Annotated in this window: 19 protein-coding genes; 7 read left to right on the top strand and 12 right to left on the bottom strand. The window is 62.8% G+C overall.

Annotated features, from left to right (window positions below; genetic code table 11):
* Positions 1-9: 9 nt before the first annotated feature.
* The 3 genes from ACSQ3I_RS04045 to ACSQ3I_RS04035 are packed head-to-tail and all read right to left on the bottom strand — an operon-like array spanning position 10 to position 3,526.
* On the bottom strand, positions 10-897 hold the full coding sequence (locus ACSQ3I_RS04045; RefSeq protein WP_435996208.1) for a patatin-like phospholipase family protein: 888 nt from the start codon (positions 895-897) through the stop codon (positions 10-12).
* 18 nt (positions 898-915) lie between these two features.
* Positions 916-1,476, bottom strand: a complete 561-nt coding sequence (rsmD, locus tag ACSQ3I_RS04040; RefSeq protein ID WP_435996206.1) for a 16S rRNA (guanine(966)-N(2))-methyltransferase RsmD — start codon at positions 1,474-1,476, stop codon at positions 916-918.
* Complete coding sequence (locus tag ACSQ3I_RS04035) at positions 1,457-3,526, bottom strand: pseudouridine synthase (protein WP_435996204.1); 2,070 nt, start codon at positions 3,524-3,526, stop codon at positions 1,457-1,459. The genes rsmD and ACSQ3I_RS04035 overlap by 20 nt, the downstream gene beginning before the upstream one ends.
* Before the next feature lie 67 nt (positions 3,527-3,593).
* Between ACSQ3I_RS04035 and ACSQ3I_RS04030 the strand changes: the two genes are divergently transcribed.
* Complete coding sequence (locus tag ACSQ3I_RS04030; RefSeq protein ID WP_435996202.1) at positions 3,594-4,052, top strand: nucleoside deaminase; 459 nt, start codon at positions 3,594-3,596, stop codon at positions 4,050-4,052.
* Positions 4,053-4,092: 40 nt separating this feature from the next.
* Here the strand turns inward: ACSQ3I_RS04030 and ACSQ3I_RS04025 are convergent, their stop codons facing one another.
* The 3 genes from ACSQ3I_RS04025 to ileS form a co-directional block, all read right to left on the bottom strand.
* The gene (locus tag ACSQ3I_RS04025; RefSeq protein WP_435996200.1) at positions 4,093-4,602 is read right to left on the bottom strand and encodes an N-acetyltransferase family protein; all 510 of its coding nucleotides are present in this window, start codon (positions 4,600-4,602) and stop codon (positions 4,093-4,095) included.
* Positions 4,603-4,674: 72 nt separating this feature from the next.
* Complete coding sequence (locus ACSQ3I_RS04020) at positions 4,675-5,295, bottom strand: hypothetical protein (RefSeq protein ID WP_435996199.1); 621 nt, start codon at positions 5,293-5,295, stop codon at positions 4,675-4,677.
* A 145-nt stretch (positions 5,296-5,440) separates the two neighbouring features.
* Positions 5,441-8,407 (bottom strand): isoleucine--tRNA ligase, encoded by a 2,967-nt coding sequence (gene ileS, locus ACSQ3I_RS04015; protein WP_435996197.1) that lies wholly within the window; start codon positions 8,405-8,407, stop codon positions 5,441-5,443.
* Between the two features lie 299 nt (positions 8,408-8,706).
* Here ileS and ACSQ3I_RS04010 point away from each other — a divergent pair, with 299 nt between their 5' ends.
* Positions 8,707-8,991, top strand: a complete 285-nt coding sequence (locus ACSQ3I_RS04010) for a type II toxin-antitoxin system Phd/YefM family antitoxin (protein ID WP_435996195.1) — start codon at positions 8,707-8,709, stop codon at positions 8,989-8,991.
* The gene (locus ACSQ3I_RS04005; protein ID WP_435996193.1) at positions 8,988-9,446 is read left to right on the top strand and encodes a type II toxin-antitoxin system VapC family toxin; all 459 of its coding nucleotides are present in this window, start codon (positions 8,988-8,990) and stop codon (positions 9,444-9,446) included. Before ACSQ3I_RS04010 ends, ACSQ3I_RS04005 begins: the two co-directional genes overlap by 4 nt.
* A gap of 3 nt (positions 9,447-9,449) precedes the next feature.
* On the opposite strand, the gene ACSQ3I_RS04000 is transcribed toward ACSQ3I_RS04005, so the two are convergent.
* From ACSQ3I_RS04000 to chrA, 3 genes are all read right to left on the bottom strand, one after another.
* A complete protein-coding gene (locus tag ACSQ3I_RS04000) occupies positions 9,450-10,430 on the bottom strand; it encodes a bifunctional riboflavin kinase/FAD synthetase (protein WP_435996191.1) in 981 nt (326 codons plus the stop codon).
* A gap of 25 nt (positions 10,431-10,455) precedes the next feature.
* Positions 10,456-11,307: a TIGR01459 family HAD-type hydrolase gene (locus ACSQ3I_RS03995; protein WP_435996189.1), complete on the bottom strand. Its 852-nt coding sequence runs from the start codon at positions 11,305-11,307 to the stop codon at positions 10,456-10,458.
* 92 nt (positions 11,308-11,399) lie between these two features.
* Positions 11,400-12,773, bottom strand: a complete 1,374-nt coding sequence (gene chrA, locus ACSQ3I_RS03990) for a chromate efflux transporter (protein ID WP_435996187.1) — start codon at positions 12,771-12,773, stop codon at positions 11,400-11,402.
* A 171-nt stretch (positions 12,774-12,944) separates the two neighbouring features.
* Here chrA and groES point away from each other — a divergent pair, with 171 nt between their 5' ends.
* The 3 genes from groES (at position 12,945) to ACSQ3I_RS03975 (ending at position 15,788) form a co-directional block, all read left to right on the top strand.
* Positions 12,945-13,238, top strand: a complete 294-nt coding sequence (gene groES, locus ACSQ3I_RS03985; RefSeq protein ID WP_109456476.1) for a co-chaperone GroES — start codon at positions 12,945-12,947, stop codon at positions 13,236-13,238.
* Between the two features lie 67 nt (positions 13,239-13,305).
* A complete protein-coding gene (gene groL, locus ACSQ3I_RS03980; RefSeq protein WP_435996185.1) occupies positions 13,306-14,946 on the top strand; it encodes a chaperonin GroEL in 1,641 nt (546 codons plus the stop codon).
* A 401-nt stretch (positions 14,947-15,347) separates the two neighbouring features.
* A complete protein-coding gene (locus tag ACSQ3I_RS03975; protein ID WP_435996183.1) occupies positions 15,348-15,788 on the top strand; it encodes a hypothetical protein in 441 nt (146 codons plus the stop codon).
* A gap of 28 nt (positions 15,789-15,816) precedes the next feature.
* Here the strand turns inward: ACSQ3I_RS03975 and ACSQ3I_RS03970 are convergent, their stop codons facing one another.
* Complete coding sequence (locus ACSQ3I_RS03970; RefSeq protein WP_435996181.1) at positions 15,817-16,524, bottom strand: glutathione binding-like protein; 708 nt, start codon at positions 16,522-16,524, stop codon at positions 15,817-15,819.
* 304 nt (positions 16,525-16,828) lie between these two features.
* Here ACSQ3I_RS03970 and ACSQ3I_RS03965 point away from each other — a divergent pair, with 304 nt between their 5' ends.
* Positions 16,829-17,275 (top strand): DoxX family protein, encoded by a 447-nt coding sequence (locus ACSQ3I_RS03965; protein WP_435996179.1) that lies wholly within the window; start codon positions 16,829-16,831, stop codon positions 17,273-17,275.
* A 78-nt stretch (positions 17,276-17,353) separates the two neighbouring features.
* On the opposite strand, the gene hisG is transcribed toward ACSQ3I_RS03965, so the two are convergent.
* Positions 17,354-18,049, bottom strand: a complete 696-nt coding sequence (gene hisG / locus ACSQ3I_RS03960; protein WP_435996177.1) for an ATP phosphoribosyltransferase — start codon at positions 18,047-18,049, stop codon at positions 17,354-17,356.
* The gene (locus tag ACSQ3I_RS03955) at positions 18,049-19,164 is read right to left on the bottom strand and encodes an ATP phosphoribosyltransferase regulatory subunit (protein ID WP_435996175.1); all 1,116 of its coding nucleotides are present in this window, start codon (positions 19,162-19,164) and stop codon (positions 18,049-18,051) included. The genes hisG and ACSQ3I_RS03955 overlap by 1 nt, the downstream gene beginning before the upstream one ends.
* Positions 19,165-19,251: the final 87 nt, after the last annotated feature.

Below are 19,251 nucleotides of genomic sequence, written 5' to 3'. Positions count from 1 at the left end.
ACACTGACGTCATGCGCGGGCGAAGGCTTCGATTTCTCTGTCGAGCGCCCGCTTCAACTCGTCCTTGATGCCGGCGGATTCCGTCAGGATATCGCGCGCCTTGAGGAAATCGAGAACGCGAAAACGGTTGACCGCGGGGCGCAGGAAGACATGCGCCGGCTGCAGCCGGAGCTTCATGGCGATGTTGGCCTGCATCATCAGCTGGCCGGCGCCGAACAGGCTGTCGATGCGGTTTGGCATGTGGCTGCCGTCGCCTTCCGGCGCGCCGACGACATCGACGCCGATGACGATATCGGCATGGCCGAGCAGATGTTCGTAAGGCACGGCGTTAAAGATGCCGCCGTCGATCATGATCCGTTCGCCGATGCGCACCGGCATGAACAGAGCCGGAATGGCGGCCGAAGCCGCCAGCGCCGGATAGAGATCGCCGGTCTCGATCACCAGTTCGGCCTGGCCGTAATAATCGGTGGCGGAGACCTTGAGCGGGATCTGCAGCTGCGAAAAATCCTCCGGAATGGCCGGCGGCAGGAAAGCCTTGAGAATACGTTCGAGATTGAACTGGCCGAGACGGAAACCGCCTGTCATGGCAGACCGGACGCTGGCCGGCCGCAGGCTCCACAGCTTGTTGGCGACGGTTTTCGGCTGGCCGATGGTTGCCAGCGTGTAATCGGCGATCTCCCGGCCGCTCATGCCGGCCGCCATGCCCGAACCGATGATGGCGCCGATCGACGATCCGGCGATCATCACCGGCCGGATGCCGAGTTCGTCAAGGGCTTCGACGATATGGATGTGGGCGATGCCCCGCGCACCGCCGCCACCGAAGGCTATCGCCACGCTGGGCGACGTGCTGTTGTATTTTTGGGAGGCCGCGCCGGCGGCAGTGATGTCATCCTGCATCGCGGCGCGCCCCTTCGATCAATCCGGCTGGTAGCGGAAAAAATGCATCTTGGTATCGCCGAACGTCCGCTCTTCCAGAAACTTGAAGACGGAAGCCGCTTCGATGGTCACGTCAGCCCGCTCTTCCAGTATGCACAGCGCACCCGGCGCAAGCCAGCCGCCGGAGTGGGCGGAGGCAAATGCCTTTTCCCCCAGCCCCTGGGCATAGGGTGGATCGGCGAACAGGAAATCGAACGGCTCCGCCGTGCCCACCGTCCCGAGCTTCGTCGCATCGCGACGCAGCATGCGGGCCCGACCGTGCAGGCCGAGCGCCTCGATGTTTTCCCAGAGGATGCCGCGGCCTTCGACGCTGCTTTCGACGAACAGCACCTGCTTGCAACCGCGCGAGACAGCTTCGAGGCCGACAGCGCCGGTGCCGGCAAACAGGTCTAGCGCCCGCGTGCCGTCAAGGCTTTCCGGATAGGCATGCGCCAGGATGTTGAACAGGCTTTCGCGCGTGCGGTCCGTGGTCGGCCGGATGGCATTCGACTGCGGAACGGCAAGCGGGCGGCCTCTGAATTCACCGCCGACGATCCGCACCGCGCTTTACCCCACCTCGACTGCCACCTGGTTTGCCGCCCTTCGGGCCACCGCCGTCCGGCCGGTCGCCACGCGGCTTGCCGGAAAACGATTTTGCACCGCCCGGCTTGCCGCCGAACGATTTTCCGGCAGGCTTGCCGCCTCTCGGACGGTCACCCTCTGCGCCATCACGCGCCGGGCGATCGCCGAAGGAACGCTCCCCGCGCGGCTTGAACGGCCGGTCGCCGCGCGCCGGACGATCCTCACGACCTTCCGCCGCAAACGGCCGGGAGCGCGGGCGCTCGCTGCCTTCACCACGAGGACGATCGGCACGATCGCCACGCGGCTTGGACGGACGGTCGCCAAAGGGCCGGTCGCCACGGGCCGGACGCTCATCGCGGCCTTCTCCCGAGAACGAGCGTCCACGCGGACGGTCGCCGCCTTCGCTGCGGGCTGGTCTTCCTTCACCACGCGGCCGATCGCCGAAAGGACGATCACCACGATCGGAACGTTCGCCCCGCGGTTTTGCCGGGCGGTCGCCAAAGGAGCGGTCACCACGCGCCGGACGATCACCGCCGTCGCGAGACGGCCTGCCTTCGCCGCGCTGGCGATCACCGAAGGACCGCTTACGCTCGAAACCACCCTCTTCGCCACGCGGCTTGCTGGCCGGCGCGTCGGCGCGGATCCAGTCGCTGTCTTCCTCGGCACGCTGGACGACGACGCGTGGGCCGGTATCGGGCCGGCCGACCGGACGCTTTTCGCGATCCGGATCGTGCTTGGTCTTGGTTCGTGTCGGCTGGCCATCCTTGGTGCGACCGTAACGCTTCGATTGCGGTGCGCCTTCCGGACGGGCGCGTGGCGTGCGCTTTTCGCCGCCCTCGGCCGGCTTTTCGGATTTTTCAGCAACCGGGCGGGCGCCGGGCGCCATCCAGACGTTTGCCGTACGACCATGGCCCATCGGCTTGCGCTTCGGGCGCTCCTCGCCGTCGTTGCCGCGGCTGCGCTCGGTCTTGCCGAAACGTTCGTCCTTGCGGGTGTCCAGGCGGCCGAGCAGGCGCTCGCGCTTGTCGCCCGGCTTTTCACGCAGGGCCTTGCGCGGTTTTTCTTCGGCCTTCCAGTTGTTCTCTTCCTCGTCCGCCGTAGCAGCCGCCGGAGAATCGTAGAGCGGCGCGTCGAAATTCGCCTTGGCTTCTTCGATCAGGCGCGGGCCGAGCTGGTCGCGCAGCGTGCGGCCGCGAACCTCGATCACGTCGCCTTCCGGCAGGTCGCCAAGCTGGAACGGGCCATAGGAGATACGGATCAGGCGGTTGACCTCGAGACCGAGCGCGCCGAGCACGTTCTTGATTTCGCGGTTCTTGCCTTCGCGAAGACCCATGGTGATCCAGACGTTGTGGCCCTGGGTGCGGTCGAGCGTCGCGTCGATGCCGCCGTAGAGCACGCCGTCAACGGCAATGCCTTCCTTCAACTTGTCGAGCGCCGCCTGATCGACGTCGCCATGGGCGCGCACGCGGTAACGGCGCAGCCAGCCGGTTGCCGGCAGCTCGAGCACGCGGGACAGGCCGCCGTCGTTGGTCAGCAGCAGCAGGCCTTCGGTGTTGATGTCGAGGCGGCCGACCGACATGACGCGCGGCAGGCCTTCCGGCAGGTTGTCGAAAACCGTCGGGCGGCCTTCCGGATCGGCATTGGTGGTCACCAGGCCGGCCGGCTTGTGATAGAGCCACAGGCGGGTGCGCTCGATGCCGCGGATCGGCACGCCGTCGACCTCGATGCGGTCTGCAAGCGTGGCGTTGACGACCGGCGTCTCCAGAAGCGTGCCGTTCAGCCGCACGCGGCCTTCGGAAATCATGCGCTCAACGTCGCGGCGCGACGCCACACCAGCCCGCGCAAGGATTTTCGAGATGCGTTCGGGCTTGTCCGGACCGCTCTCCGGCGCCGCGTCGACGGCCGGCTTCGGCTTGGCGGATCTCGCCGCACTTGCCTTCTTTTCGGCAGCCTCGCCCGATGTCTTGTTCTTCTTGTCGCCGGCGAACGGTTTGCCGGCTGCCCGCTTGGGCTTGTCTTTGGGTGTCATTTGTTGTTTGCCTTGGTTTTGGCTGTCGTATCAGGTCGTGCGGTCGGGGTTAAGAGGAAATAGTTGCATGGCGCCGACAAATCAATTCATGGCGCTTGCGCTCGACGAGGCGAAAGCGGCGGCCGGACGCGGCGAAATCCCCGTCGGCGCCGTGCTGGTGCTCGATGGAGCGGTCATCGCCAGCAACGGCAACCGCAACCGCGAGATGAACGACGTTACCGCCCATGCCGAAGTTCTGGTGCTCCGACAGGCCGCCGCCGATCTCGGCCAGGAGCGACTGACGGGCGCCGATCTCTACGTCACGCTCGAACCCTGCACCATGTGTGCCGCAGCTATCTCCTTCGCCCGCATCCGGCGGCTCTATTACGGCGCCGAGGACGAGAAGGGCGGCGCTGTCGACAATGGCGTGCGCTTCTTCCGCCAGCCGACCTGCCACCACGCGCCCGACGTCTATTCCGGTTTCTCCGAAAATGAGGCGCGGGTGATGCTCAAGAGCTTCTTCCACGAGCGGCGGGAGGCACGATGATGCCAGCCTCTGCGTCTTGCAGTGGCGTAGCTGGCAAGCCTCAATCCTCGGCGAAAGCCTTCAGCGTTTCGCCGCTCATGCGATAGCGGATCCACTCGTTCTGCGGTTCGGCACCGATGGCGTCGTAGACCTTGATCGCCGTTGTGTTCCAGTCGAGCACGCTCCATTCGAACCGGCCGCAGCCATTGTCGACGGCGATCTTCGCCAGGCGCTTCAACAACACCTTGCCGGCGCCGGAGCCGCGATAATCCGGCGTCACGTAGAGGTCTTCGAGATAGAGCCCGTTCTTCGCCAGCCAGGTGGAATAGCTGAAGAACCAGACTGCAAAGCCGACCGCCCTGCCCTCATGTTCGCAGATCAGCCCGCGCGTCACCGACAACGGCCCGAACAGCGACGCAGCGACCGTTTCCGGCGTCGCCTCGACCTCATGTTCGGCTTTTTCGTAGATCGCCAGTTCGCGGATGAAACCGGCGATGACGGCCGAATCCTCGACCACCGCCTCGCGGATCGTGAAAGTCTTGCGGGTTACGCTCTTTACGTCAGCATCCATACTTTCCACCCCAAATAAAAAACGCGACACCGGAGCGCCGCGTTCTGTTCATTTCCGCCAGATGGCGAACGGTTATTGGAACGGCATCCACCAGCGGCTGCTCTGCTTTTCAGCCGCAGCTTCCTTCTTGCGCCGCTTTTCCTTCTTGCGCTCGGGTTCGCCGAGATCGTCGAGCACGGCCTGGTCGGACACGGCGCGATATTCCGCCGGCGGGTCGCTCAGATAGCGGCGATCGCTATAGGCGCCCTTCTGTTCGGCACGGGCGGCACGGTAGGTGGCCAGCTGCTCGTCGGTATTCAGGCTGCGCGCATTGGCGCCGGTCAGCGCCAGCGGCGAGCGGTAATGCGGCTTGTTCTTGTTGGTCTCGGCATCGTCGACCAGGCGCTTGCGGGTTTCTTCCGGCGATTCCACCCATTGCGGATTGTCCTTGCCGGCCAGCGATTCCTGCGGCTCGACCAAGGCCAGCTTGTTGGATTCGCCCGGCAGGACGAGGCCGGGACGCGGCGAATATTTGAGGTTCTTGTCTTTCTTGGTCGTCAGGGCCGTCGCATCGCCGAGGTCGGTGATCAACTGCTCCGCCGCCGTCTTGTCCGTGCCGTAGGTCGGGCTGCTCATGCAACTGGACAGCGACAGGCAGGCGCCGACAAGCGCGGCCATGCTGGCGGCTACTCGAAACTCGTGCGTGATCTTCATGCGTACCCTTCCAGCCATGCCGGTGCTTTATAGTGCCGGCATCCCCATTTCATCGCCCTTTAACCATGCGATTGCCTGAAAAATCCGGCCATTTTCAGGCAGCTTTACCGGATGAACCACCAAAGCGCAATTCATCCGGCAGAGTTTATGCAGGCAATACGCCCAGTTCCCGCAGTGCCACAGCGTCGCGGGCCGAAACGTCCGGATAGGCCGGATCGGTGCCGACATCGGTGGTGATGCGCCAGGAACGGGCGCATTTGGTGCCTTCGGCAAGCTTCGGCTCGACGCTGACGCCCGCCACTTCCGGCAGACGGAAGGCATCGGCCGGGCCTTCGCCGGAGACGATGGAGATGCCCGAGGTGATGCAGATTTCCTCGAAATCCTGGCCTTCCAGCGCCGCCAGCAGCTCGGCATCGGCGATGTGGACGACCGGAGCTGCTTCCAGCGACGAACCGATCCGCTTGTCCTTGCGCTCGATTTCCAAGGCACCGGTGACGACCTTGCGGACGTCGCGGACCTTTTCCCACTTCGCTTCCAGCGCGTCGTTGCGCCACTCGGCGGGAATGGCCGGGAACTGTTCGAGATGCACGGAGGCGGCGGCCGGATTGCGCGACAGCCAGGCCTCTTCCATGGTGAAGGGCAGCATCGGCGAAAGCCAAGTCACCAGGCAATCGAAGATCTTGCGGATCGCCGCAAGGCTCGCACGCCGGCGCAGGCTGGACGGCGCGTCGCAATAAAGCGCATCCTTGCGGATATCGAAGTAGAAGGCCGAAAGCTCGACATTCGAGAAATCGATCAGGGCGCGGGTGATGCGCTTGAAGTCGAAGGCGTCGTAGGACTCGCGCACCAGCTGGTCGAGCTCAGACAGGCGGTGCAGCATCAGTTTTTCGAGCTGCGGCATGTCGGCATAAGCGATCTCCTCGCCCTTGTCGTGGGCGAGCGTGCCGAGCATCCAGCGCACCGTGTTGCGCAGCTTGCGGTAGGCATCGATGTTGGTCTGGATGATCGCCTTGCCGAGACGCTGGTCGTCCCAGTAATCGGTGGTCATCACCCAGAGGCGCAGGATATCGGCGCCGGCATCCTTCATCACTTCCTGCGGCGAGACGACGTTGCCTTTCGACTTCGACATCTTCTCGCCCTTCTCGTCCATGGTGAAACCATGGGTGATGACGGCATTGTAGGGCGCGCGGCCACGCGTCGCCGCCGATTCCAGCAGCGAGGAATGGAACCAGCCGCGATGCTGGTCGGAACCTTCGAGGTAGACATCGGCCGGCCATTTCAGGTCGGGGCGGTCTTCCAGCGTAAAGGTGTGGGTCGAGCCAGAGTCGAACCAGACGTCGAGAATGTCGCGCACCTGCGCCCATTTCTCCTGGTCGTGCCCGTTGCCGAGGAAGCGTTCCTTGGCGCCCTCGGCGAACCAGGCGTCGGCGCCTTCCTTCTCGAAGGCTTCGAGGATGCGGGCATTGACCGCCTCGTCCTGCAGGATTTCGCCCTTCTCGTCGACGAAGACGCAGATCGGCACGCCCCAGGCGCGCTGGCGCGACAGGACCCAGTCCGGGCGGCTTTCGATCATGGCACGCAGGCGGTTCTGGCCGGCAGCGGGCACGAAACGGGTGTCGTCGATCGCCTGGAGGGCGCGCGAACGCAGCGTCGTGCCGTCGGCCAGCGTCTTGTCCATGTAGACGAACCACTGCGGTGTGTTGCGGAAGATCACCGGCTTCTTGGAGCGCCAGCTATGCGGATAGGTGTGCTTCAACCGCCCGCGGGCGAACAGGTTGCCGGCAGCGATCAGCGCCTTGATGACGCGGTCGTTCGCATCGCCCTTCTTGCCCTTGTCGTCGATGACGCGCGCGGCGCCACCTTCGGACTCGGGGCCGAAACCGGGCGCGTCCGCCGTGTAGAAACCGGCGTCGTCGACGGTGAACGGGATCTTCGTCGAGATGCCGCGGGCATCGAGAGCGCGGGCATTGGCCATCCAGGCATCGAAGTCTTCGCGGCCGTGGCTGGGGGCGGTGTGCACGAAACCGGTACCGGCATCGTCGGTGACATGGTCGCCGTCGAGAAGCGGCACCTTGAAATCGTAGCCGAGGGACGCGAGCGGGTGGGCGCAAAGCACGGCGCCGAGTTCGGTGCCTGTAACATCGTCAATGAGCTTGAGTGTCACCTTAGCTTTGGCAGCACACTCTTCCGCAAGCCGCTTCGCAAAAATGAGTCTTTCTCCCGGCTGCGGACCAAAATCGTTTTCAGCCGTCGCCACTTCGTAGAGACCATATGCAAACCGAGAGGAAAATGCGATCGCACGATTTCCAGGAATCGTCCAAGGTGTCGTGGTCCAGATAACAACAGATGCTTCGGCCAACTTGATCGAGCTATCAACAGTTGGGATCTCTTCGTCTTTCTCCAACCGATAATTTTCGGGCCAGCCCTTCCCAGCAACGACCGGGAATTTTACCCAGATCATGTCGCTTTCGTAATCCTGGTATTCGACCTCGGCTTCGGCAAGCGCCGTGCGCTCGACCACCGACCACATGATCGGCTTGGAGCCGCGGTAGAGCTGGCCGGACTTGGCGATCTTCAAGAGCTCGCCGGCGATGCGGGCTTCCGAATGGAAGTTCATCGTCGTGTAGGGATTTTCGAAGTCGCCCTCGATGCCGAGGCGCTTGAATTCTTCGGACTGCACCTTGATCCAGCCGGCGGCGAATTCGCGGCATTCCTGGCGGAATTCGTTGACCGGAACCTCGTCCTTGTTCTTGCCCTTCTCGCGGTATTTTTCCTCGATCTTCCACTCGATCGGCAGGCCGTGGCAATCCCAGCCCGGAACGTAGTTGGAATCGAAGCCTCGCATCTGGAACGAGCGGGTGATGACATCCTTGAGGATCTTGTTCAGCGCGTGGCCGATGTGGATGTTGCCGTTGGCATAGGGCGGGCCGTCGTGCAGCACGAATTTTTCGCGGCCGGCGGCGGAGGCGCGCAGTTGCTTGTAGAGGCCCGTGGACTGCCAGCGGGCCACCATTTCCGGCTCCTTCTGCGGCAGGCCGGCGCGCATCGGGAACTCGGTTTCGGGCAAGTAAAGGGTCTTGGAATAATCGATCTTATCAGCGGTATCGGTCATGGTCCGTGCCATCGTCTTTCGCGCCACAGGGAGCGGGCGCAGGAGAAACAGGGGAATATCGGTGACGGAGGGCGCTCGCAAAAGCGCCAAAAACCCGGACCTTCCGGCAGCTCTTATAGCGCGCGGGAGGCCGGGCCGATAATTCGTAGTGCTATGATCTGCCGAAATCGGGTCATGTCGGCGGGTTGTTTAAGCGTTTTTGCGGCGGAAAGGAAGAGGTAAAGCAGAGCCCCGGCGACGGAATGGACTTTCCGGCCCGAGGAGCTTATAACTGACCAGCTGACCAGTTGGTGAGGCCTATGCCCCAGACACGACAACCTGCAGACAAACAACAATCCGGCCGCTGGACGCTTGAAATCGCCAAGTCCCGCTTCAGCGAAGTGGTTCGGCGCGCGCAAGACGAAGGCCCGCAGCATGTTACGGTGCGCGGACGCGACAGCGTCGTGATCATGAGCAGCGACGAATTTCAGCGCTTGACAAATGTCGGGCCGAAAATTCCCTTCGTCACGTTCATGGAGAGCCTGGACTTGCCCGATCTCGCCCTGGAGCGGGAAAACGACCGTGGACGGGACGTGGAATTGTGATCGGCTGGCTGCTCGACACCAATGTCATTGCAGCCCTGATCAATCCGAACGGTGCGCCTTCGGTCAAACGTTGGGCTGCCGATCAGGAAGAGCGGCATTTCTTCATCAGCATCCTCACCCTTGCCGAATACGACAAGGGCATCGAAAACCTGCCCGGTGACGGTCCTGATCGTTATCGTTACGCCGCCGCCCGAGACGCTTTGGAAGAGCGTTTCGCGGGCCGCGTTCTGCCACTCGGCAACCTGGTCGTCCGGCGCTGGGGCACTGTATCGGGAAGAATAAAGCAGTTGACCGGCCATGCTCCGCCGGTCATCGACACCTTGCTTGCAGCAACCGCGATCGAGCACGATCTTTATCTCGTGACACGCAATGTCAAGGATATGAAACCGTCAGGCGCTGCGATCTTCGACCCATGGCACGACGAACCGTCCGCCTTCCCCCTGCGCCGCCGTTGAGCTTCAAAACGCGATCGTCGCATCCACCGCGCTGATCGGCCGGACGCCCGAAAGCAGGGCGCGGGCCTCGGCCTCGTCCTTCTTCATCTGCACGACAAGCGCATCCAGCCCGTCGAACTTCAGTTCGTCGCGCAGGTGGCCGAAGAAGGAGACGGCGCAGATCTGGCCGTAGAGATCGCCGGAATAATCGAAGAGGAAGGTTTCGAGCAGGGCCGCGCCGTCTTCGGTCACCGTGGGGCGGTAGCCGAAGCTCGCCACGCCGTCATGGATGGTGCCGCAGGCGCGACGGAAGCGCACGGCGTAGATGCCGGGGCGCAGCGTGACTTCCGGTGGCAGCGACATGTTGGCGGTGGGGTAGCCGAGCGTGCGGCCGAGCTGCTTGCCCTTGATGACTTCGGCTTCCACCGTGTAGCGGTAGCCGAAGAGGCCGGCGGCTTCCGCCACGGCGCCTTCGGTCAGCAGGCTGCGGATGCGGCTGGACGAGATCACCTCGGCATTTTCGTCGCGGAAGGCATCGACCAGAGTGACGCCGAAACCGTTGCGGCTGCCGGCTTCCATCAGGAAGGCCGGTCCGCCTTCGCGGCCGCGGCCGAAATGGAAATCGAAACCGGTTACCACTTCCGAGACGCCGATCCAGTCCATCAGCACCGAGGAGACGAACTCATCGGCAGAGCGCTGCGAGAATTCGCGGGTGAAGGGATATTCGATCACCGAATGAAAACCCATGCCCTCCAGCAGCCGCGCCTTCAGCGGCGCCGGCGTCAGCCGGAACACCGGGGTCTCCGGCTTGAAGACGGTGCGCGGATGCGGCTCGAAGGTGAGCACCAGCACCGGCACGTTGCGATCTTCGGCGATTTCCAGCGCCCGGCTCAACACCGATTGATGGCCGCGATGCACGCCGTCGAAATTACCGATGGCAAGCACGCCGCCCTTCAGCCGTTCCGGCAGGGCCTCTTTCGCTTCATTGCGGTGGAAAACGGTCATCGCATCATACCTGTCTGCAGAAAAATCACGCCAGTTTCGGCATCCACCATTTCGGCGCCGCAACGTTGCGCGTCAAGAAGGCGGAAAGTGCGGCCTCGTCCGTCGCGCCGTCGCGGACGTATTCAGCGGCATGGATGCCGCCGCTGATGTAAAGCAGGTCGAGATCCTGGTTGATGGCGCCGCGCACATCCGTCGGCATGCCGTCGCCGATGGCGAGCACGCGGTCGCGGGCGAATGCGCCGCGCAAAGCCTCGGCCTTGGCAAGGCAGGCGTCGTAGATCGGCGAAAACGGCTTGCCGGCGATCAGCGTCTCGCCGCCCAGTTCGCGGTAAAGCGCGGCAAGCGAGCCGGCGCAGTAGATCATCTTCGTGCCGCGTTCGACCACCAGGTCGGGATTGGCGCAGATCATCGGCAGGTTGCGGGCCTGCAGCGCCGCCAGCATGTCGCGGTAGTCGTCGGGGCTTTCCTCTTCGTCGCGGAACAGGCCGGAACAGAGAATGATCTCAGCCTCCTCGCTGTCGACGCGGGTGACGTCGAGCCCTTCCAGCAGCGGCAGGTCGCGCTCCGGCCCAAGCAGGAAGACCTTCTTCGGCCCCTGACGGGCGATCAGCTCGCGGGTGACGTCGCCGGAGGTGACGATCCGGTCGTAGGTTTCCTCGCCGACGCCGATCGCCTTGAACTGCGACACGACACCGGCGGAAGGCCGCGGAGAATTGGTGATCAGCACGACGGTGACACCGGAGCGCCGCGCCGCCAGCAGTGCCTCGCAGGCGAGCGGAAACGGATCGATGCCATTGTGCACCACGCCCCAGACATCGCAGAGGACCACATCATATTGCTCGATGATGTCCTGCAGACTGTGGATGCGTTCGGCCATGCGAAACCCCGGCTTTCTTCGAAATCAAGGGGTGACATCGCAAAGGAACAGCACGATGGCAAGGAAATTTACTGCAGTGCTTCCAAAAACCTTCAAAGCGCCGCCCGGACGATCCAGCCGGCGACTGCGGCGACCGCCAGCACCGGCGCCACACCGAGGCGGAAGCGCAACACCAGCACGGCGGAAAGAAGCGACAGGGCCAGCGCCGCCCAATCGATACTCGCCCACACCGGCCAGGGCAGCGAGGCGAGCGGTGCCTGCCCGCCATCGCCCGGAGAGGATAGAAGCGTCAGCCGCCCGACTTCGCCGAACAGCACGTGCAGGCCAAACCAGAGCGCCAGATTGAGGATGACGCCGGTGACAGCGGCGGTGATCGCCGACAGCGCATTGGCGACGATGCGGTTTTTGCGCAAGCGCTCGACATAGGGCGCCCCGACGAAGATGAAAAGAAAGCTTGGCGCAAAGGTGGCCCAGGCTGCAAGCGTGCCACCGACAAGACCCGCCAGCACCGGATCCAGGCCGAACGGATTGCGGAACGCGGCGATGAAGCCGACAAAACAGAGCACCAGCACCAGCGGTCCCGGCGTCGTTTCGGCCAGCGCCAGGCCGTCCAGCATCTCGCCGGGGCTGAGCCAGCCGTAATGGCCGGACGCCATCTGCGCCACATAACTCAACACGGCGTAGGCACCGCCGAACGTTACGATTGCCATCTGCGAGAAGAAGCCGAACAGCGACGAAAAGACATTGTCTGTGTTGCCCGCCGTCAATCCGAAGATCAGCAGAAGCGGCGCCTGCCAGACGAGCAGCCAGGCGATGAGCGTCAAAAGCGTCCTGCGCAGCGACGTCGGCGGGCCGGACAGCATGTCGCCTTCAGCGGGCACGGCGGAAAAAGCGGCGAACCGCCCAGCGATCAGGCCGGCCACGGCGGCAGCCAGGATCACCACCGGAAACGGGATATTGAAGACGAACAGCGCCAGGAAGGAGAGACCACAGATCGCATAGTGAAGGCGATGTTTCAGCGCCCGCTTGCCGACGCGGATCACCGCCTCGATGACGATGGCCAGCACGGCGGCCTTGAGACCGAAGAACAATCCCTGCAGCCAGCCGGCCTCATGAAAGACGGCATAGGCGGCGGAGAGGCCGAGAATGACCAAAAGCCCCGGCAGGATGAATAGCAAACCCGCTGCCAGCCCACCGCGGGTGCGGTGCAGGAGCCAGCCAACATAGGTGGCAAGCTGCTGCGCCTCCGGGCCGGGCAGCAACATGCAATAGTTCAGCGCATGCAGGAAACGCTCCTCCGAGATCCAGCGTTTTTCATCGACAAGCGTGCGATGCATGAGGGCGATCTGACCCGCGGGACCGCCAAAGCTCAGGAGCCCGATGCGGGCAAAAACCGCAACCATGTCCCCGAAAGAGGGAGCCTGCGGTGGTTCAAGGACAAGATCTTTTTCGATTCGATGGTTCATGCCGTATTGCTAACCATATTTTCTGAAAGTTTTTAGAAGGCGCGTCCTTGACTCGTTTGGCGCCGCTCCTTATCTCAAACGTCGCTGGCACTCAGCAAAGAGGAGTGCTAACAGCCATCCGCGCGGATCGCCTCGCTATCCGCAGAAGTCATTTGATCGAGGGATTAGACAATGACAACCAATTTCCGTCCGCTGCACGACCGCGTCGTCGTTCGTCGCGTTGAATCTGAAGCCAAGACCAAGGGCGGCATCATCATTCCGGATACCGCCAAGGAAAAGCCGCAGGAAGGCGAAATCGTCGCCGTCGGCTCCGGCGCCCGTGACGAGTCCGGCAAGGTCGTTCCGCTTGATGTCAAGGCCGGCGACCGCGTCCTGTTCGGCAAGTGGTCCGGCACCGAAGTCAAGCTCAACGGCGAAGACCTTCTGATCATGAAGGAAGCCGACATCATGGGCATCATCGGCTGATCAGGCCGACCGTTCCATCAGTCTCAACAAACCACCAAGAAGCCATTGTGGCTCGGGAGTTTTGAAAATGGCAGCTAAAGAAGTAAAATTCGGCCGCAGCGCGCGCGAAAAGATGCTGCGCGGCGTGGACGTTCTCGCTGACGCAGTCAAGGTAACGCTCGGCCCGAAGGGTCGTAACGTTGTTATCGACAAGTCCTTCGGCGCTCCGCGCATCACCAAGGACGGCGTTTCCGTCGCCAAGGAAATCGAACTGGAAGACAAGTTCGAGAACATGGGCGCCCAGATGGTCCGCGAAGTCGCTTCGAAGACCAACGACATCGCCGGCGACGGCACCACGACCGCAACCGTTCTTGCCCAGGCCATCGTTCGCGAAGGCAACAAGGCCGTTGCAGCCGGCATGAACCCGATGGACCTGAAGCGCGGCATCGATCTCGCCGTTGCCGAAGTCGTCAAGGATCTCCAGGCCAAGGCCAAGAAGATCTCCACGTCGGAAGAAGTTGCCCAGGTTGGCACGATCTCCGCAAACGGCGACAAGCAGGTCGGTCTCGACATCGCTGAAGCCATGCAGAAGGTCGGCAACGAAGGCGTCATCACGGTTGAAGAAGCCAAGACCGCCGAAACCGAACTCGAAGTCGTCGAAGGCATGCAGTTCGACCGCGGCTACCTGTCGCCCTACTTCGTCACCAACGCTGAAAAGATGGTTGCCGACCTCGAAGACGCCTTCATTCTCCTCCACGAGAAGAAGCTCTCGAACCTGCAGGCCATGCTTCCGGTTCTCGAAGCCGTCGTCCAGACCGGCAAGCCGCTCCTCATCATCGCTGAAGACGTCGAAGGCGAAGCTCTTGCTACGCTCGTCGTCAACAAGCTGCGTGGCGGCCTGAAGATCGCTGCCGTCAAGGCTCCGGGCTTCGGCGATCGCCGCAAGGCCATGCTCGAAGACATCGCCATCCTGACGGGCGGCACTGTCATCTCCGAAGACCTCGGCATCAAGCTCGAAAATGTCACCCTCGACATGCTCGGCCGTTCCAAGAAGGTCTCGATCTCCAAGGAAAACACGACGATCGTTGACGGTGCCGGTGCCAAGTCGGACATCGAAGGCCGCGTCGCGCAGATCAAGGCCCAGATCGAAGAAACCTCTTCCGACTACGACCGCGAAAAGCTGCAGGAACGTCTTGCCAAGCTCGCTGGCGGCGTTGCCGTCATCCGCGTCGGCGGCTCGACGGAAGTCGAAGTCAAGGAAAAGAAGGACCGCATCGACGACGCTCTCAACGCGACGCGCGCTGCCGTTCAGGAAGGCATCGTACCGGGCGGCGGTATCGCCCTGCTGCGTTCCTCCACGAAGATCACTGCCAAGGGCGAGAACGACGACCAGGAAGCTGGCGTCAACATCGTTCGCCGCGCTCTGCAGGCCCTGGTTCGCCAGATCGCCGACAACGCCGGTGACGAAGCTTCGATCGTTGTTGGCAAGGTTCTCGACAAGAACGAAGACAACTTCGGCTACAACGCCCAGACCGGCGAATATGGCGACATGATCGCCATGGGTATCGTCGACCCGGTCAAGGTCGTTCGTACCGCCCTGCAGAACGCTGCTTCGGTTGCTTCGCTGCTGATCACGACGGAAGCCATGATCGCCGAACTGCCGAAGAAGGATGCTCCTGGCGGCATGCCGGGCGGCATGGGCGGCATGGGCGGCATGGACATGATGTAAGACTTTATGTCTTGCATCTGAGCCATCCGGTTCAGTTCGGAAGGGGCGGTCTTCGGATCGCCCCTTTCTCTTTTTGGGCAGACCCTTCGCCGTTGCGCGCTGCTTTTTTCGGCAACTCCGCCGCGTGCAAAAAAACGTTGCCGTTTACACAAAAGAAACTATAAGTGCTGCCTCGAATGCAGAGGGTTGAGCGTGGAGGAGCATTGCCATCGCCCTGCGATGCGTAGCCGCGCATCGACATGTCCAGCCTTTCTTTTATGCAAAGCTTACTTGACCGAACACAACGGGATCGAAGTCGATCCTCGTCTGTTTTTACGAAATCTATCGTCACGCGTTATTTGGATCGAAGTGTAATGCCAAGCATGCGCAGGCATGCTTTATTTTCGGACTGGGGAATACTTTTGTTCAAGATTGCCAGGACCAATATTGCCACGCCTTTTACGCAGGACTCCCCAGAGGAGGCGAATCATGAACTTCTCAGACAGCTCTGCATCAGCGAAGACTGGACGGCTGATTTGGAAAGCGGCATCGTCTCCCTCGGCCCTCATTCCATGGCGATGCACGGAGTCAGCCAGTCCGAATGCGGCCTGCTGAACCTGCTGCGCTGCTACGAAACGCATGACCAGCTGCGGATCCTGGAGCTTTTCGAACAGGCAGCGACGAATTCTTCGTCCTTCTGCTACTCCAGCACCATCCAGCCGAAATCAGCGCTCCGTCAACCGGTATTCTGCATCGGCGAGTCGGCCGGACTCGATGGGCGACAATCGGGACGCTTCATCGGGGTTTTCCTCTATCCCCGCTTCAAGCTCGATCCACGCGTCCATCTCGTCGGCCACCAGTAACGGCTGGCGGCCGACGGTATCGGAAAGGTCACCCTTTCGAGGGAACCTTCCAACCCTTCTCGCTGGCCGGGCGGGCATAGGCACGCGCTACCCAGTCCATGACGGCCGGGAATTTCTCCAGTTCGAGCACATCCTTGCCGCCGTAGAAGACATCGACGCCGCGCACCCAGGGGAAGGTCGCGATATCGGCAATCGTGTATTCGTCACCCATGATCCACTGGCGGGATGACAGGCGCTCTTCCAGCACGCCAAGCAGGCGCTTGGCCTCGTCGCGGTAACGCTCGACCGGATAGGAATTGTTGGCGACCTTGGCGGCGGCATATTTGAAGAAGTGGCCGAACTGGCCAAACATCGGCCCGACGCCACCCATCTGGAACATCACCCAGGCAATCGTCTCATAGCGGCCGGCGGCGTCGGCCGGGATCAGCTTGCCGGTCTTTTCGGCGAGATAGATGAGGATCGCGCCGGATTCGAACAGCCCGATCGGTTTGCCATCCGGGCCATTGGGATCGATGATCGCCGGAATGCGGCCATTGGGATTGAGCGAGACGAATTCCGGCGACTTCTGGTCGACGGTATCGAACGAAATCAGATGCGCCTCATAGGGCAGCCCCAGCTCTTCCAACGCGATGGAAATCTTCACGCCATTCGGCGTCGCCAGCGAATAGAGCTGGATGACATCCGGATTTTGGGCGGGCCAGCGGCTGGTGATGGGGAAGTTGGACAAATCGGCCATTCGGTTCTCCTGGGTCTGATAGTTTCTACATATCGCCCACCCGACCGCGGCGGAAGAGGTCGCCTGATCGATTTAACGTGAGCGACAAGACGGGAAAACCGGCGGGCGACAATTGATATCCGTCATATCGCGGAGAATGATGGCGGGCGCGGAAACATGCCGCCTGCCGGGAGATTGTCATCAAATTGTGAACGATATGTCCCGGTTCGTTTATCTATCAAAGACGACTGAAAGCAGGCACATAAGAGCCATGAAATTCAACCGACGGTCCTGACCAGACAGGGCCGATCAACAGGAGCCAAAAATGTCCAGTCCCAACAGTGCACTCATTCTTCTCGCCCGCGTTCTGCTTTCCTTCATGTTCATCTATGCCGGTTTCGGCAAGCTCGCCGATCCGAGCGGTACGGCCGGCATGATCGCCGGCGCCGGCATGCCGGCGGCAAACGTCCTGGCTTACCTCGCCGGCCTCTTCGAACTCGTCACCGGCCTTGCCGTGCTCGTCGGTTTCCAGACCCGTATCGTCGGCTGGCTGCTCGCCCTGTTCTGCGTGTTCACCGGCCTGGCCTTCCACAGCGCCGCCATCAACGTTCCTGATTTCCCGGCCGCCGCCAACGGCTGGCTGACCGCCCTGAACCAGATCATGCTGATGAAGAATTTCACGCTGGCCGGCGCCTACATCCTGCTCGCCACGGTCGGCGCAGGCGCCTACTCGATCGATGCGCGCCGCGGCGGTGCCGCCGTCCACGCCTGATAACGATCCCCTGCCCCCAAGACGAGAAACCCGCCGGTTTAGACCGGCGGGTTTTTTGTCGCCATTCTTTAGATCGGCTCAGAGCGCGCCGCGGATCGCCTCGATGATCCGGCTTATGCGCGGATCGCCCTCATGGGCCGGTTTCCGCGCCCGCACCAGGCAGGCCTCGGATTTGAGGATGACGCCGTCCGGCAGAACCTTCAGGTGGTTGGCGCGGAGCGTCGAACCGGTGGAGGTGATGTCGACGATGATATCGGCCGAACCGGAGGCCGGTGCGCCTTCCGTTGCGCCCAGGCTTTCGACGATGCGATAGAGCTGGATGCCATGGCTGCCGGAGAAGAATTGCTGGGTCAGCCGCCAGTATTTCGTGGCGATCGCCAGGCGCCGGCCATGCCGGGCACGGAAATCGGCGGCGACATCGCCGAGGTCGGCCATGCTGTCGACATCGAGCCAAATTTCCGGCACGGCGACGACGACATCCGCATGGCCGAAACCGAGCCGGGCGGCGATCTCCATGCGCCGGTCGGCCTCGGCAAGCTCTTCACGCACCAGATCTTCGCCGGTAACGCCGAAATCGACGCTGCCATTGCCGATCTCGCGGGAGATTTCAGACGCGGAGAGGAAGGCGATCTCGATATCGTCCCAGCCCTCGACACGGCCGCGATAGGAGCGCTCGTTGCCGACGGCGACGATCGGCAGGCCGGCACGTTCGAAGATCGCCGCCGAATCCTCTTTCATCCGCCCCTTGGACGGCAAGGCGATGGTGATGGTCATCAGCGCGCCCTCGCTTGTTCGATGCGGTCCAGCCACAGGGAGAAGCCGACCGCCGGTATGTCCTCGCGTGCGCCAAGCAGTGTCAGCAACCGGTCGAAACGGCCGCCGCCGGCAAGCACCGCGCCATCGCCTGCCCGCGTCACTTCGAAGACCAGGCCGGTGTAATAATCAAGCGGCCGGCCGAAGGCGGCGCGGTAGGTGATGCGGGAAAGATCGATGCCGAGATCGGTCAGCGCCGCCACCCGCTCCTCGAAGCCGGCGAGCGCGCCTTTCAGCGAAAAACCGGCCGCGTCGGCAAAACCGGCAAGCGCTGCTGAGGCCTCGGCAAGCGGCAGTTCCAGCGACAGGAATTCGCGCAGCAACAGCAGCGCCGCGCCGTCCAGCCTTGTTTCGGCAAGCGACAGCTTTTCCTTAAGCCTCGCAGCAATCTCGCGCGGCGAGCGGCTGGCATTGGTGGAATAGCCGGTTTCCTGCATGGTGCGGTCGATGTGCGCGATCAGCGCCGCCTCGTCCCCGCCCAGCAGGGTGGCGATATCAGGCGCAAACCCGGTGACCGGCTGCGGCGAGGCAAGCCGCAGCAGGATCTGCTCGATCTGCGCCGTATTGCCAAAAGCCTGGATCAGGCGCTTCTGCCAGCCGCCGGGAAGGCCGAGCGCCCGCACCACCGCCTCGAACACCGCCTGGTCGCCAAGCGTCACGGCAAGCGGGCGGCCGGGCAGCAGGCCGGCGATGATCTGGACGGCATCGTTGATGGCACGCGCATCCGCAGCGGCAATGGCGGTTTCGCCGAGATCCTCGATACCCGACTGGTAGAATTCGTTTTCGCCATCGCGCCGCTGGCGGAACACTTCGCCGAGATAACAATAGCGCCGCGGCGTGCCGGTGGCGCTTTCGATATGGCGCAGGCAGACAGGGATGGTGAATTCCGGCCGGAGGCACAGGCTTTCGCCGGTTTCGCTTTCGGTGAGGAAGATGCGGCGGCGCAGATCCTCGCCCGCCATGTCGAGGAAGGGGGCGGCCGGCTGGATCACCGGCGTATCGATGCGCAACGCGCCGCGGGCGGCAAAATCGTCGAGCAGTTTTGCCGCGAAGTCCGGCATGTTGATCAGCGGCATCGGGTTTCTCCTCCTGCGCTACCGGATAGCGCCATCTTCTCCCCAGCGGGGAGAAGATGCCCGAAGGGCAGATGAGGGGGCGAGCGG

Origin of the sequence: Rhizobium sp. LjRoot30 (assembly GCF_964253915.1) — a bacterium.
Taxonomy (GTDB): Bacteria; Pseudomonadota; Alphaproteobacteria; order Rhizobiales; family Rhizobiaceae; genus Metarhizobium.
This window is presented reverse-complemented; position numbering and strand designations above follow the sequence as displayed.